Genomic DNA, 13,440 nt, shown 5'->3' with positions numbered 1-13,440 from the left:
CATGACTCTACCCCTGACACCGGAGCGCGCGATCGCCTTGCGGCGCATGACCGAGGCCGATCTCACCGAGGTGATGCAGGTCGAGTGCGCGGCCTATGCAGTGCCCTGGAGCGAGGGCATCTTCCGCGACTGTTTGCGTGCAAGCTATTACTGTCTGGTGGCCGATCGGGCCGGACGCTTGATTGGGCACGCGGTGATGTCGGTGGCCGCAGGCGAGTGCCACATCCTGAACCTGTGCGTGGCGCCGAGCCATCAAGGCCGTGGCTTGGGACGTCGTCTGCTGCGCCGAGCGCTCGCGCTCGCGCGCCAACGCGAGGCGGATACCGCCTTCCTCGAGGTGCGCGCCTCGAACCAGGGTGCGATCCGGCTCTACCAGGCCGAGGGGTTCGATGAGATCGGCCTGCGCAAGGGCTATTACCCCAGCGCCGATGCGAACGCCGGTCCGGGCACCGACTCAAGCCGAGCCAGCCGCGAAGACGCGGTGCTGATGGCGCGTGCGCTGTGACGCTCAGCTGTGCGTTTCCGTGTCGAGGGGCGCTAAGGCGCGCTCGAAGTCGGCCGGGTTCAGGTACTGGATGACGACGCCACCATCGGGATCGCGGGCGATGTCGAGGCCCTGCTCCGGATAGAGCCAATGGACCACGCCGCGTTCCTCGGTGATCCGCTGCCGTGGCTCACCGAAACGCCCGACGATATCCTCCGGGCGCAGGCTCTTCCAGGGCAGATAGGTGAGCGAGCGGATCGGCGCCTCGCTCAGAGCCTCGGCGTCGTCGGGATCGAGCTTGACCTTGCGGCTGCCGCTGGCGAGCTTACTGGCGCGCAGACCTCGATCATACATCCCACTGAGCCGATCCTGCTGGACGGCGAGCGAGGCCACCCAATCGGCCTTCAGATTGCTGAGCAGGATGTTGTCGAAGTAGGCCTCGACGGCGAAATCGGTATCGGGCGCATCGGGCGCGGTCTCGGCGAACAGATTCAGCTTGCCGTCCTCCCCGAGCAGCGCGCGCAGATCGGCGAGCGTGCTCTCGCCGAGGGTGAGCCCAAACACCTGCACCTGCCCGCTTGGCGTGCGCGCGACCTCCCAGGGGTAGAGCCGCAGGCCCGCGCGCTGGTCGGGAAAGGCCGAGAGCAGCATCCAGAGGCCGATGAAGGCGAGCAGGGCGCCGGTCAGCACCGAGAGCAGGATCTTGCGGTCCATCAGGCGTCGTTGATCAGGGCCGCGACCACCCGCCGGCCCTCGCCGGCGAGGATGTTGTAGGTGCGACAGGCGGCGCCGGTGTCCATGATCTCGATGCCGATGCCTTGCGCGAGCAGCGCGGCATAGAGCGCCGGATCGGGAAACCGCTGCCGAGCGCCGGTGCCGAGCACCACCACCTGTGGTGCGAGCGCGGCGAGGGCCTCGAAATGCGCGGGCTCAAGCGCCTCGAACCTGGGTGGACCCCAGTCGCTGAGCACTTGCCCAGCGGTCACCGCCAGACTGCGCTGGTAGTCTTGGCCCTGGATACGCACCTGCCCAGGCCCGTAGGCCTCGATCAGGGGCCCGGCGTCGGTGTCGAACTCGGAGAATTTCATCGACCCGACCCTAACCGACGCTGGCGCCCGAGACAACCCGCGCAGCGATCATCCGAGCACCGGCGTACTCGGACCAACCGCTGGCGCGGGCGGATGGGTGCTGTCGTCATCGTCGAAGGTCTCCTCCATGAACGCGAGCGCCCGCTGCCGGGTGCGGATGAAGTGCGACTCATCGAGCAGATCGAAGAGTCGGCCGCGGTGCAGGGTCTCGTAGACCTGGGCCTTAAGGCTGCAGAAGTAGAGTTCGACGCCATTGTCGCGGAAGGTCTCGATCACATCGCGCAGCCGCTCCTCGCCGGTGACATCGACATCGTTGATGCCACTGCCGTCGATCAACACCGCGCGCGCCTGCGGATTCTGCGAGCGCGCCTCGAGCAACACGTCCTCGAAGCGCGAGGCGTTGACGAAGTTGAGCGAACCGTCGAAGCGCACGGCCATGAAGCGTTTGCCGATCGGCTCGACCTTATTGATGCTGATCCCGCCCAGGCTGCCATCGGGCAGGCGCCCGAGGATATCGGTGCGCGGCTTCATGGTACGCACCAGGAACAGGATGATGGCCAGGCCGGCACCGAGCAGGATGCCGTTGGCCAGCTGCGGTGCCATGGCCAGGGTGGCGAGAAAGGTGATCATGCCGACCACGGCCTCTTGGCGCTCGATCTTCCAGGCGCGCACCAAGGAGCGCAGGTTGATCAGCCCGAACACCGCCATCATCACGATCACCGCCAGCACGGCTTGCGGCAAGTGATAGAGCAGCGGGGTCAGGAACAGCAGCACCAACATCACGGCGATGGCGCTGATGATCGCGAACAGGCCGGTCTTGGCGCCGTTCTTGGCCGCCACCGCCGAGCGTGAGAAGGAGCCGCTGACGGTGTAGGAGCTGAAGAAGCTGCCGACGATGTTGGCCAGGCCCTGACCGACGAGCTCCTTACTGGTATCGACTCGCTCGCGAGTCTGGGCGGCGATGGCCTTGGAGATCGAGGTCGCCTCCATGAAACCGATCAGCGCCATCACCAGCGCCGAGGGCAGCAGGGTCCAGAAGAAGTCCATGCGCATCTCGGGCATCTGGAAGCTCGGCAGCCCGGCCGGGATGGCGCCGACCACCGCGCCGCCGCCCATCATCTTGATCTGGTCGCCATCGACGGTGTTGATACGCCAGGTGTGGCCGTCCGCGTCGACCGCATCGGGCACCTTGCCATGACGATAGAACAGATCCTGACCGTCCTCGCTCAGCACATGCTCGAAGCGCAGGTTGTGCAGCGCCACCTGGCGCTCGTTGTTGGCGAGCTTGCGCTGGTTCATCTCGCGGTTGAGCACGCGCAGATCGGCCTCCAACAGCGCCAGTTCGTTGAAACGCTCGGGATCATCGGCGTTGATCAGCGTGCGCAGCTCCTGATTCATGCGCGCGGTGGTGACGCCGAGCGAGTCGATGGCGCGCGCGGTGCTGGCATAGCCAGTGGCCAGCTCGCGCGCCTCTTGATCCTGCAGCGCATCGATCGGCACCAGTTGATTGCGCTCGAAGGCGATCCCCCAGCTCACTAGCGTCGTCAGCACCACGGCGAGCAAGACGCCGGGAATCTTCGGGATCACCCGGCGCGCGCCGAGGATGATGGCGAAGGTCGCGATCGCGAACAGCAGGGTCGGCAGATGGGTCTGCGGCAGTTGCTCGACCACGGTCCAGAGATCGAGCACGAAGTTATCGGTGCGCGGGAAGGGCACATTGAGGATCTTGCTCAGCTGTGACAGGCCGATGATCAGGGCGGCGGCATTGGTGAAGCCGACGATCACCGGACTGGAGAGGAAGTTGACCAGGATGCCCATGCGCAGCAGCCCGAGAACCAGGCGCAGCACGCCGACCATCAGCGCCAGCATCACCGAGAGCACGATGAAGTCCTCACTGCCGATGGCCGCCAGCGGCAGCACGGCGGCGGCCGACATCAGCGAGAGCATCGCCACCGGGCCGGTATGCAGCTGCGGCAGCGAGCCCCAGAGCGAGGCGACGATCACCGGCATGAAGGAGGCGTAGAGACCATAGACCACCGGCAAACCGGCGAGCTGGGCATAGGCCATGCTCTGCGGCACCAGGACGAGCGCAACGGTGATGCCGGCGATGAGATCCCCACGCAGTTGATCCCCCGAGAGCGGGAACCAGCGCAGGAACGGGAAGAAGCTATTCAACAGGTTGGGGCGCATGGGGCGTCTCGGAGTTCGATACGTCAGGTCATCGGTGTTCTCGTGGCCTCGATTCTAGCCTACTGGTCCTGGATCGATCATTGACGTTTAAGAGGGCAAGGTATCGATGAATGACAATGCTGGGCGCCAGCGCCCGTGCCCGGTGCGACGCGCGCCGGCGCTCTGCGGCACAATGCCCGGCATGCAACGTTTCAACTCCCTGCGCAACGCCGTCCTGCTGTTCGTGCTGCTGCCGCTGCTCGGCATCCTGGTGGCCGTGGGCATGCTCGGGCTGCGCGAACTCGAGGGGCAGATGATGCGGCGCCTGCAGGATGACATCGAACTGGTGGCGCGCTCGATCCGGCTGCCGATCGCGGCGGCCATGGTGCGCGGCGAGACCGATGCAGTCCACGAGGCCTTGGACTCGGTGTTCCAGATCGATCAGGTGTTCGGCGCCTATGTCTATGACAGCGCCGGCGAGCGGGTCGCGACCAGCGGCCCGCGCAGCCCGTTGTTGGAGCGCCGCCGCGATGCCCGCGCGGTGACCGCCGAGGGCACCCAGGGCAGTGTCGAAGAGCGCCGTGGCCGTGAGGTGTTCTCGTTCTTTCTGCCGCTGTCCGATCCGGCTGGGCAGGTGGTCGGGCTGCTGCAAGTGACGCGCGATCTGTCGCGCTTCCACGACTATCTAGCGCGCCTGCGCTGGCTCGGTGGCAGCGCGTTGGGGTTGCTGGCGGTGGTCTTCGTGCTGGTGGTGCTGATCGGCCATCATCGCGCCGTCGGCCGCCATGTGCGCGCCCTCACCGGGGCCATGGAGCCGATCGGGACCGGTCAGGCCGGCCTGCGCGTGCCGCAGCGTGGACCGGATGAATTACGCCGTCTCGGTACCAGCATCAACGCCATGATCGGGCGCTGGGAGGCCTCCGAGCAAGGTCTGCGCGAGCAACGCGCGCGCGAGGCACAACTCGAACGCGAGCTGCGCCAATCGGAGAAGCTGGCGGCGATCGGGCGGCTGGCGGCGGGTCTGGCGCATGAGCTTGGCACCCCGCTCGGCAGCGTCGCCGGACGCGCTCAACGCGCCGCGCGCCGCTTGCCGGCCGATGCGCCGGCGCAGGCCGAACTCGCGCAACTGTTGGCCGAGCTCGCACGCGTCGAGCGCATCGTGCGCGAATTGCTCGATTTCGCCCGCCAGGGGCCGTTGAATCGTCGCCCGGTCGAACTGGCGGCCTTGATCGATGGCGTCGTCGCGCGTTCGCGGCAGGCCTCGTCGCGCCAGGATGTAGAGGTGGCGATCGAGCGGCCCGAGGCCCTGGCCGAACTCAGGCTGCTGGCCGACCCGCTGCGCCTGGAGCAGGCCTTGGGGAATCTGCTCGACAATGCCGTGCAGGCGGCGGCGAGCTGGGTCGAGATCAGCGCCGAGCGCGTCGATGATCGACTGCTGTTGCGGGTGCGTGATGATGGGCCCGGGATCGGCGCCGAGGCCGTCGAGCGCTTGTTCGAGCCGTTCTTTACCACCAAGCCAGCTGGACAGGGCACCGGCCTTGGGCTGGCGGTGGCGCGCGCGGCCATTGCCGAGCATGGTGGCCGCCTCGTGCTCGAGCCCAAACAACAACGGGGTGCCTGTTTCCTGATCTGTTTGCCGCTGTCGGAGCGCGCCTCGGCCGACGTCGAACGAGCAGTGAGGCTGACATGACTGAAGCTGATGTGATCCTAGTGGTCGAGGACGATAGCGGCTATCGTCAGCTCTTGATCGAGGAACTCGAGGACGCTGGTTATGCGCTCACCGGGGCCGGTGATGCCGCCGCCGCGCGCGCCGTGCTCGCGCATCAAAGCGTGGCCTTGGTGCTGAGCGATCTGCGGCTGCCGGGCGAGGATGGGCTCGCGGTCTTGCAAGCGACCCGCGCGCTGACCCCGAGGCCAGGCTTCATCATGCTGACCGGTTTCGGCACCATCGGCCAGGCGGTGGCCGCGCTCAAGGCCGGCGCCGATGACTTCCTGACCAAGCCGGTCGATCTCGAGCATCTGCGCCTGGCGGTGGCGCGGGTACTGGAGAACCGGCAATTACAGGCCGAGGTGGCGCAGTATCGAGAGGTGCTCGCCGGCGGCGAGTTCCATGGCATGCGCGGTCAGAGTCCGGCGATGCGCGCGCTCTATGACCTGATCCGCCGCGTCGCCCAGTCCGACAGCAGTGTGTTGATCACCGGCGAGTCCGGCACCGGCAAGGAGCTGGTCGCGCGGGCGCTGCATGCCGAAAGCCCGCGGGCCGCCGCGCCCTTCGTCGCGCTCAACTGCGCCGGCATCCCGGAGGCCTTGCTCGAATCCGAGCTGCTCGGTCATGCCGCCGGTGCCTTCAGCGGTGCGCGGGGCGCGCGTCAGGGGCTGTTCGTCGAGGCCGATGGTGGCACCCTGTTCCTCGATGAGATCGCCGAGATGCCGCCCGCGATGCAGACCAAGCTGCTGCGGCTGTTGCAAGACGGTCAGGTGCGCCCGGTCGGCGCTAATAGCGAGATCAGCACCGATGTGCGCATCATCGCCGCGACCCATCGCAAGATCGGCGAGCGCATCGCCGAGGGGCAGTTCCGGGAGGATCTGTTCTACCGTTTGGAGACCTTCCGCATCCAGGTACCGCCGCTGCGTGAGCGGGGCGAGGACATCGCCGCCTTGTTGCAGCATTTCCTGAAGGCACAGACAGTCGCGCGCGAGCGTCCCGCGCGACGCTTCGCGCCCGAGGCCTGGCGTGCCTTGTTGGGCTACGGCTATCCCGGCAACGTGCGCGAGCTGGCAAGTCTGGTCGAGCGCGCCGTGACCCTGGCGCCGGACGCGGTGATCGGGCTCGAGGATCTGCCCGAGCGGGTGCGCGCCGAGTTCCGGGCTCAGCGAGGTGATCAGGGCAGCGCTCATGCAGGTGCTCCTGTGCCATCGGCGGCGCGCTCAGATGAAGACTGGCACACGCTGGCCGAGGTCGAGGCGCGTTATATCCGCTCGGTGCTGGATTGGACCGAAGGCAACAAGCAGCGCGCGGCCAAGATCCTCGGGATCGGCCGCAAGACGCTCTACCGCAAGCTCGATGAACAGGGCCAGGATGTCACGTAGCACAACGCCACACATGTCGGAATGACTCGCTCGGCTGTCACGTTCATGCCTGCGCCCTGGTGCGGATGCGTTTAGAGTCAGCGTTGGCTCTGGCCGTCGGTTAGATCCCCTGCTGGCTCATCAGCCGGGGCACCGTAGGGTGCGCCATCATTCGGGTTGCCCATCGTGCCACCCGCGCTTGGGTTCGGGTCGGGTGCTTGCGGTGACTCGGGCTGTTTGTAATTCCACTCCGGCTGCTTCGGCTCCGGGAGATCCTGCTCTTCCAGCGTACCCATATCGGTTCCGTTGCAGCCGACGGTGAGCGCCAGGGCAGCGCTCGCTAACAGCCCAAGGCTGATCGTCGTCAAGGTTGCAAACGGGCGCGCCGTCGAATGCCGTTCATCATTCATCGTCATCATGCTCCGTGGTTTTTCAGTGAACCAAGCGCAATGCAGATGACATGCCAAGCGTTGGGATCGCCGCAAGACCCCAACAGGCTGCACTGCACAGGCCGAGCAGTCGCACCCGCAAGAGAGAGGCGGGCGTATTGATTGGATACATGTGTCGATCCGACCCGTGTCAAACTGACTCCTGATGAGCAAGTTGAGGTCAGACGCCTATGGCCCCTGCACGACTCCGCGGCCGACTGACGTGGCTGTTTCCCTTCCTGATCTGGCTGCCCAAGGTGCGCCCGGAGGATCTGCGCGCCGACCTCATGGCGGCGCTGACTGGCGCCATCATCGTGCTGCCGCAAGGCGTGGCCTTCGCGACCATCGCCGGCATGCCGCCGGAATATGGCCTCTATGCCGGCATGGTGCCGGCGATCATCGCCGCGCTCTTCGGCTCGTCGCGCCACCTGGTCTCCGGGCCGACGACGGCGGCCTCGGTGGTGCTGTTCTCGTCGCTCTCGCTGCTCGCGGTGCCGGGGACACCGGACTATGTGAGCCTGGCGCTGACCCTGACCTTCATGGTCGGCGTGCTCGAATTGGCGCTCGGGTTTGCGCGCCTCGGGGCGCTGGTCAATTTCATTTCGCACTCGGTCGTGGTCGGCTTCACCGCCGGGGCAGCGTTTCTGATCGCCGCCAAGCAGCTGAAGCACTTTTTTGGCTTGGAGATGGACAGCAGTGGCCACTTCCACGACATCCTGATCGAGTTCGGCCAGCATGCGATCGACATCAACCCCAGCGCCACGGCGGTTGCCGTTTCCACCTTGCTGGTCGGCATTGCGGTCAAACGTTGGTTGCCAAGGATGCCCTATATGATCGCGGCGATGCTGGGTGGCAGCCTGGTCGCCCTGGGACTCAATGCCTGGCTGGGTGAGGCAAACACGGGCATCGCCACGGTCGGCGCCTTGCCGGCAAGCCTGCCGCCGCTCTCGGCGCCGATCTCGACCTTCGATCAGATCAAGCAGCTGGCACCGACCGCACTCGCGGTGACCCTATTCGCGCTCACCGAAGCGGTCTCGATTGCGCGTGCGCTCGCGGCGCGCGGTGGCTATCGCATCGATGGCAATCAGGAGTTCATCGGACAGGGGTTGTCGAACATTGCCGGTTCGTTCTTCTCCGGCTATGTCGCCACTGGTTCGTTCAATCGCAGCGGCGTCAACTTCGAGGCGGGTGCGCGGACGCCATTAGCAGCGATCTTTGCCGCCCTGCTGTTGATGGTCATCGTGCTGCTGGTCGCCCCGCTGGCGAGTTACCTGCCCACAGCGGCAATGGCCGGGATTCTGTTCCTGGTCGCTTGGGGGCTGGTCGATCGCAAAGAGATCCGCCACATCCTGGTGGCCTCCAAGCGCGAGACGGCGGTCCTCAGCGTCACCTTCTTTTCCGCGTTGTTCCTGGAACTGGAGTTTGCGATCTTCGCCGGGGTGTTGCTGTCATTGGTGCTCTATCTGGAGCGGACCTCGAAGCCGCGCATCGTGACCCTGGCCCCCGATCCGCGGTTGCCCAAGCATGCCTTCTCCAGCGAGCCGGAGGTGACTCAGTGTCCGCAGCTGCGCTTCATCCGTATCGATGGCTCGCTGTTCTTCGGCTCGGTCGCCCATGTCGAGCGCGGCTTTGATCTGCTGCGCGCGCGTCATCCGACCCAAAAACATCTGGCCATCCTGGCCGATGGCATCAATTTTGTCGATCTTCAGGGCGGACAGGCCTTGGCAGATGAGGCCAAGCGCCGCCAGCGCGAGGGCGGCGACCTGTACCTGATCAACGTCAAGCAGGGGCTGTGGGAGACGCTCGAAGCCTGTGGTTGTATCGAGGCGAGGGGCGCCCGCAATGTGTTCCGGGGCAAGGAGGCGGCGATCCATGCGATCTACCAGAAGCTCGATAAGGCGGTCTGTGCAACCTGCGACAAGCGGATCTTCCATGAATGCGCAGGGGGTTGAAGGCCATCAAGTCAGGCATGGGGCTCGGCGGGACGCTCAGCAGGGCAATCGCATCAAGATACGCTAATATTAAAGAGCACTTATATGCTAGCGAAATCAGCATGGTGGAGAACGTAGAGCCCGAATTTCTGAGCGTGGATAGAGCGAGGGTTCAAAGTCCTTGCCAGCAATCGACGCTCGGAGACACTCGTCGCACGGGGTCTGCGGGAGAATCCAGCAGCATTTCTGCTGGATGGAACCGAGATCCGTCGCATAGCAGATATAACGCATTGAATTAAAAGATATTAAAGATTCAGAATATAAGTAATATTTGATGCGATTGCCCTGGGACGCTCAGGGGAGCACTCCCGCAAGCTCGATCAACAGAGTCAGGATGTCACGTAGCACAACGCCACATGTGTCGAAATGACTCGCTTGCCGGACTGTCCCGTGTCGGTGCCGGAGCGGGCCAGGAGTTATAAGCCATTGATTGATCGGCGGTGCATCCTGTTTTCAAAGTTGGCACGGCAAGTGAAAGAGTGAAAATGCCATTCACAAACGTCTCACCTGGAGGTTTGACGATGAAAACGATGACACTCAATCCGCTTATCACCGCACTGGCGACGGTTGCCCTGCTGAGCGCCACGGGCGCTGCCTTTGCTCAGGGCGGGGCTGGCCAACCTGGGGCTCAGCAGGGTGCTGGAGCCGGCGCCCAAGGCGCGGGCTATCAGGCGCCCGCGCCCAGCGCTCCGCTGGATGTCGACGATGCGACGGTCTCGGAATTCGCTGATGCCTTCCTGTCGGTGCAGGAGATCAGCGAGGATCTGACCGAGAAGCTATCCGAGGCGCCGAGCGCCGAGGCCGCTCAGACCATGCAGCGGGAAGCTCAGGATGAGATGGCGAAAAGCGTCGAGGACAGCGGCATCTCGGTGGAGCAGTACAATGATATCGCCGTTGGCATGCGCCAAGATCCGGAACTCGCCGAGCGGGTGAAGACGGCCGTCAATGAGGCCCGTTGATCGCGTGGGCATCCACCCAACGCAAGCCCTCTCGGGCTTGTTGAGCGGCGCTTGCTGAAGGCGTCGCAAGTGAGCCGCCGGCCATTGTGTTCGGCGGCTTTCTTTGTGTTTCGACGATCAGTTGATCGGGCAGGTGATCAGGAGATGGGTATGCGTATAAGCCGTTTCGCAGCAGCGCTCGTGCTCGGCGCCATGAGTCTGCCAGTGAGTGCCGAGAGCGCCGCGCCCGCCGAGCGCGCGGCCAAGGCACAGGTGCTGATCGATATGAACCCCTTGCTGGGTGGCTATCGCATCGAGGTGCAAGCAAGCGATGCTGGATTACGTCTCGAAGGCGCGGTTGCCAATGAGATCGAGGCCACGCTCGCCACGCAGCTCGCGCGGCTGATCGCCGGCGAGGACACCGAGGTTGCGTCGGCGTTGGATCTCGAGGCGCCGATGCCGGAGGCGAACAGCGGCTTGATCACCGAGGTACAGGATCGAACCACCGCCGCCCGGCTGCAACAGCGGCTGCGCTGGCAGGTCAGGAACATCCCGCTGGATGTGCGGGCGGAGGTCGAGCGCGGGGTGGTGCGCTTACATGGTCAGGTCGGCGCCTCGGCGACCAAGGATCGCATGGCGGCGATGGCCGAGAGCACCGAGGGCGTCAACGAGGTCTTCAATTACATCAGTGTCGATCCCGGCTTGATCCCCGGTGAGCGCGAGCGGCAGGGACGTGCCGAGCAATTGGAGCGCGAGGACGACTGGATCAGGGGTCGTTTGCGGGCCTTGTTGCAGTCGGATACGACGGTCAACGCGCGCGCGATCGAGATCAAGGTGCGCGAAGCGGTGGTGACGCTAAGCGGCTCAGTGACCTCATCGGCCGAGCGCAGCGTTGCCGAGACCATTGCCGGAAATATCCCCGGGGTGCGCGAGGTCGATTCGCGCCTGATCATCGAGCGGCTGTTGTGAGGCGGGCTCGGGCGAGGGTCATCTTTCCGTGCGAGCCGAACTGGGTCGAGGATCAGTTCGCAAGTTCGTCTTCTTCGAGCAGTTGCTCGACGCTGAACGGGCAGGTCTCTGGAAAGCTGGATGGCGCAAGTCCGGTCTCGAGGATCGCTTGTTTGCGCGCGCCCGGATAACGGCTGGCGGCGAGTTCGTCGAGTCCCGGCCGGAGGCTCGGGCTATCGCGCAGGATGGCGGCGATCTCATCGCGCGCATTATTGTCCCGCCAGCACTAATCCAGACGGCAGAAGCCCTTGTTATCAGTATCCGGAGGCATCTTGATGTCCGGATCACACAAGTCAGGACAATAGCGATGGAGAAGCGCCAACCGACACCGCGACGGCTGGGCTGATGATGCCACTTGAGCAGGTGCCGCATCAGGATCTTCAAATGACTCTCCAGTGCGCGGCGGTCGCTCTTGCCCATGTCTTCGATCTCCTCGGCGACCTGCGTGAGATCGACCTGATCAAGTTGGCCTGAACGCAGCTGTTGCGCGGTTTGTAGGGTCCAAGCATAGAAGTCGCCATCGTATTCAGCGAGCCTGTTTGTGGGGTTGGTCATCAGTCTTGCTAAACTCATCGGATCACGATGTCGGCTGGAGTAAAAAGATGCCCGATCAGAACCATGCCATTACCCATATCTCAAAAGGGTCAGAGCCAACTGGCGCTGGAGACACAATCCCGCATCTGCTGAGATAGCCGCCTATCACACCTGATGGGGGGCGAGAGCGGATGGACAACAGGATTCCAAGCCGGCTGTGCGGGCGGGCGTTTAACAAGGCGGATCTGGCGCAGATTCACCAAGCGATCACCGAGGCGCAGCCGCCGCGACGCGCCGAGATTGCGCACCGCGTCTGCCAGGTTTTGGACTGGACGGATGTGCAAGGCCGCCCCAAGCTCATGAGCGCCCGGGTCGGACTGCTGCGCCTGCATCGCGCTGGCCTTTGAGCTGCCGGCGCCGAGCCGAGGCAACGGCAATGGTCGTGGTCTCGTGCATGGGCCGGAGAGCTGGCCCGAACCGATGCCGGTGACCGGCAAGCTCAGGGAGCTGAGCGGCCTGCGCCTTGAGCCGGTGGCCGATCAACGCGCCTCACGGCTGTGGAACGGGCTCATCGATCGCTACCACTATCTCGGCTACAAACCGCTACCTGGCGCCCAACTGCGCTACCTGATTCAGTGGGACCACGGGGTGCTGGGTGCCGTCGGCTTCGGTGCCGCGGCCTGGAAGGTCGCCGCGCGTGATACCTGGATCGGCTGGACGCGCCAGGCGCGCGAGGCGCATCTGGGGCGGGTCCTGAATAACGCCCGATTTCTCATCCTGCCCTGGGTGCAGGTCAAGCACCTGGCCTCGAAGGTCTTGGCATTGGCCGCGCGTCGCGTCGCGCAGGACTTCTCGGCGCGCTATGGTGAGGCGGTGGTGCTGCTGGAGACCTTTGTCGAGGCACCACGCTTTGCCGGCACCTGCTACCGGGCCGCGAACTGGCAGGCGCTGGGCGAGACCACCGGGCGTGGCAAGCTCGATCGCCACCACCGCGCCGCCTTGCCGCGCAAGACGGTCTATGTCTACCCGCTGCGCGTGGACTTTCGCACCGCGCTGGGGGTGGCGGCATGAGTGCACTGGCCGCCGAGTTTGCGGGGATCCATCTGGGTGATCAACGTCTGAATCGCCGCGCCCGAGAGTTGCTGGAGAAATTGGGAGACAAACCGACGGTGAGTATTTTCCCGCCGCCTGTGGAGGCTGGGACGAGACCCGCGCCGCCTACCGCCTGTTCGACCATGAGGCGGTCACCGCCGAGCGCGTGCTGGCACCGCATATCGCCTGTACCGAGGCGCGCTTGCGTGCGCATCCCCGGGTGCTGTGCATCCAAGATACGACCGAGCTGGATTATTCCACCAAGAAGGGCATTGCCGGGCTTGGGCCGCTGAACGATGAGCGCCGCTGGGGCCTGTATCTGCATCCGACCCTGGCCGTGACCCCGGATCGGGTGGCGCTCGGGCTGCTCGATCTCTACAGCTGGGCGCGCAAGCCCGGCAGCCTCGGCGAGGACAAAGACCCCAAGCGACCCCTCGAGTGTTGTTTTCGACCTTGATCCGCAAACCACCGCCAAGATTCCCAGCCACTCCTCCACCGGTGAAATGAAGATCGGGTGGAACAGAGCGGTCGAGGTTTGAAGCCGCCTTCTCAAAGGCGCCACCGCCAAGCGCTGGATCTGCGCATCGGCGAGAGCGACAATCCGCAGACGCTCGATTCATCAGAAGAGGTGGCCCGCCC

Annotated in this window: 14 protein-coding genes and 3 pseudogenes; 12 read left to right on the top strand and 5 right to left on the bottom strand. The window is 64.9% G+C overall.

The genetic code is table 11. From position 1 onward, the window contains the following. The first annotated feature begins 1 nt into the window (after position 1). The gene (rimI, locus tag CCR82_RS02930) at positions 2-505 is read left to right on the top strand and encodes a ribosomal protein S18-alanine N-acetyltransferase (RefSeq protein ID WP_201243863.1); all 504 of its coding nucleotides are present in this window, start codon (positions 2-4) and stop codon (positions 503-505) included. A 3-nt stretch (positions 506-508) separates the two neighbouring features. Here rimI and CCR82_RS02925 read toward each other — a convergent pair whose 3' ends face one another. From CCR82_RS02925 to CCR82_RS02915, 3 genes are read right to left on the bottom strand one after another with little or no spacing between them, the layout of a single operon-like run. Then, positions 509-1,198 (bottom strand): hypothetical protein, encoded by a 690-nt coding sequence (locus CCR82_RS02925; protein ID WP_201243862.1) that lies wholly within the window; start codon positions 1,196-1,198, stop codon positions 509-511. Further along, a complete protein-coding gene (locus CCR82_RS02920; protein WP_201243861.1) occupies positions 1,198-1,572 on the bottom strand; it encodes an Mth938-like domain-containing protein in 375 nt (124 codons plus the stop codon). Before CCR82_RS02920 ends, CCR82_RS02925 begins: the two co-directional genes overlap by 1 nt. Positions 1,573-1,620: 48 nt before the next feature. Continuing rightward, positions 1,621-3,762 carry a SulP family inorganic anion transporter gene (locus CCR82_RS02915; RefSeq protein WP_201243860.1) on the bottom strand — a complete coding sequence of 714 codons (2,142 nt, stop codon included), beginning with the start codon at positions 3,760-3,762 and terminating at the stop codon, positions 1,621-1,623. Between the two features lie 106 nt (positions 3,763-3,868). On the opposite strand from CCR82_RS02915, the gene CCR82_RS02910 reads away from it, so the two are divergent. Together CCR82_RS02910 and CCR82_RS02905 are read left to right on the top strand one after the other, a co-directional pair. Beyond that, positions 3,869-5,431, top strand: coding sequence for an ATP-binding protein (locus tag CCR82_RS02910; RefSeq protein WP_242513212.1), 1,563 nt, complete (start codon positions 3,869-3,871; stop codon positions 5,429-5,431). Further along, complete coding sequence (locus tag CCR82_RS02905) at positions 5,428-6,831, top strand: sigma-54-dependent transcriptional regulator (RefSeq protein WP_201243859.1); 1,404 nt, start codon at positions 5,428-5,430, stop codon at positions 6,829-6,831. Before CCR82_RS02910 ends, CCR82_RS02905 begins: the two co-directional genes overlap by 4 nt. Positions 6,832-6,908: 77 nt before the next feature. Here CCR82_RS02905 and CCR82_RS02900 read toward each other — a convergent pair whose 3' ends face one another. Continuing rightward, a complete protein-coding gene (locus tag CCR82_RS02900) occupies positions 6,909-7,220 on the bottom strand; it encodes a hypothetical protein (protein WP_201243858.1) in 312 nt (103 codons plus the stop codon). A gap of 209 nt (positions 7,221-7,429) precedes the next feature. On the opposite strand from CCR82_RS02900, the gene sulP reads away from it, so the two are divergent. The 4 genes from sulP (at position 7,430) to CCR82_RS19460 (ending at position 11,521) form a co-directional block, all read left to right on the top strand. Next, positions 7,430-9,190 carry a SulP family inorganic anion transporter gene (gene sulP, locus CCR82_RS02895; RefSeq protein WP_201243857.1) on the top strand — a complete coding sequence of 587 codons (1,761 nt, stop codon included), beginning with the start codon at positions 7,430-7,432 and terminating at the stop codon, positions 9,188-9,190. Positions 9,191-9,750: 560 nt separating this feature from the next. After that, complete coding sequence (locus tag CCR82_RS02890; protein WP_242513211.1) at positions 9,751-10,188, top strand: DUF4168 domain-containing protein; 438 nt, start codon at positions 9,751-9,753, stop codon at positions 10,186-10,188. A gap of 150 nt (positions 10,189-10,338) precedes the next feature. After that, entirely contained in the window at positions 10,339-11,136 is a 798-nt protein-coding gene (locus CCR82_RS02885; protein WP_201243856.1) for a BON domain-containing protein, read from the top strand. A 28-nt stretch (positions 11,137-11,164) separates the two neighbouring features. Further along, positions 11,165-11,521, top strand: coding sequence for a hypothetical protein (locus CCR82_RS19460; RefSeq protein ID WP_242513210.1), 357 nt, complete (start codon positions 11,165-11,167; stop codon positions 11,519-11,521). Between the two features lie 17 nt (positions 11,522-11,538). On the opposite strand, the pseudogene CCR82_RS19250 reads toward CCR82_RS19460, so the two are convergent. Then, positions 11,539-11,730 (bottom strand): annotated as a pseudogene (locus CCR82_RS19250) (DUF29 family protein); the annotation flags it as partial. A 170-nt stretch (positions 11,731-11,900) separates the two neighbouring features. On the opposite strand from CCR82_RS19250, the gene CCR82_RS18420 reads away from it, so the two are divergent. From CCR82_RS18420 to CCR82_RS18415, 5 genes and pseudogenes are all read left to right on the top strand, one after another. Continuing rightward, entirely contained in the window at positions 11,901-12,116 is a 216-nt protein-coding gene (locus CCR82_RS18420) for a hypothetical protein (protein WP_242513209.1), read from the top strand. 73 nt (positions 12,117-12,189) lie between these two features. After that, positions 12,190-12,780 (top strand): Druantia anti-phage system protein DruA, encoded by a 591-nt coding sequence (locus tag CCR82_RS02875; protein WP_338073088.1) that lies wholly within the window; start codon positions 12,190-12,192, stop codon positions 12,778-12,780. Then, positions 12,777-12,836 (top strand): annotated as a pseudogene (locus tag CCR82_RS19245) (hypothetical protein); the annotation flags it as partial. The gene CCR82_RS02875 and the pseudogene CCR82_RS19245, both read left to right, overlap by 4 nt. 23 nt (positions 12,837-12,859) lie before the next feature. After that, positions 12,860-12,925: pseudogene (locus tag CCR82_RS19240) on the top strand (hypothetical protein); the annotation flags it as partial. A gap of 42 nt (positions 12,926-12,967) precedes the next feature. Then, the gene (locus tag CCR82_RS18415) at positions 12,968-13,258 is read left to right on the top strand and encodes a hypothetical protein (protein ID WP_242513208.1); all 291 of its coding nucleotides are present in this window, start codon (positions 12,968-12,970) and stop codon (positions 13,256-13,258) included. Positions 13,259-13,440: the final 182 nt, after the last annotated feature.

The organism is Halochromatium salexigens, from assembly GCF_016653295.1.
Classification (GTDB): Bacteria; Pseudomonadota; Gammaproteobacteria; order Chromatiales; family Chromatiaceae; genus Lamprobacter; species Lamprobacter salexigens.
Note: the sequence above shows the minus strand (reverse complement) of the source record. Positions and strands in the feature narration are given on the sequence as shown.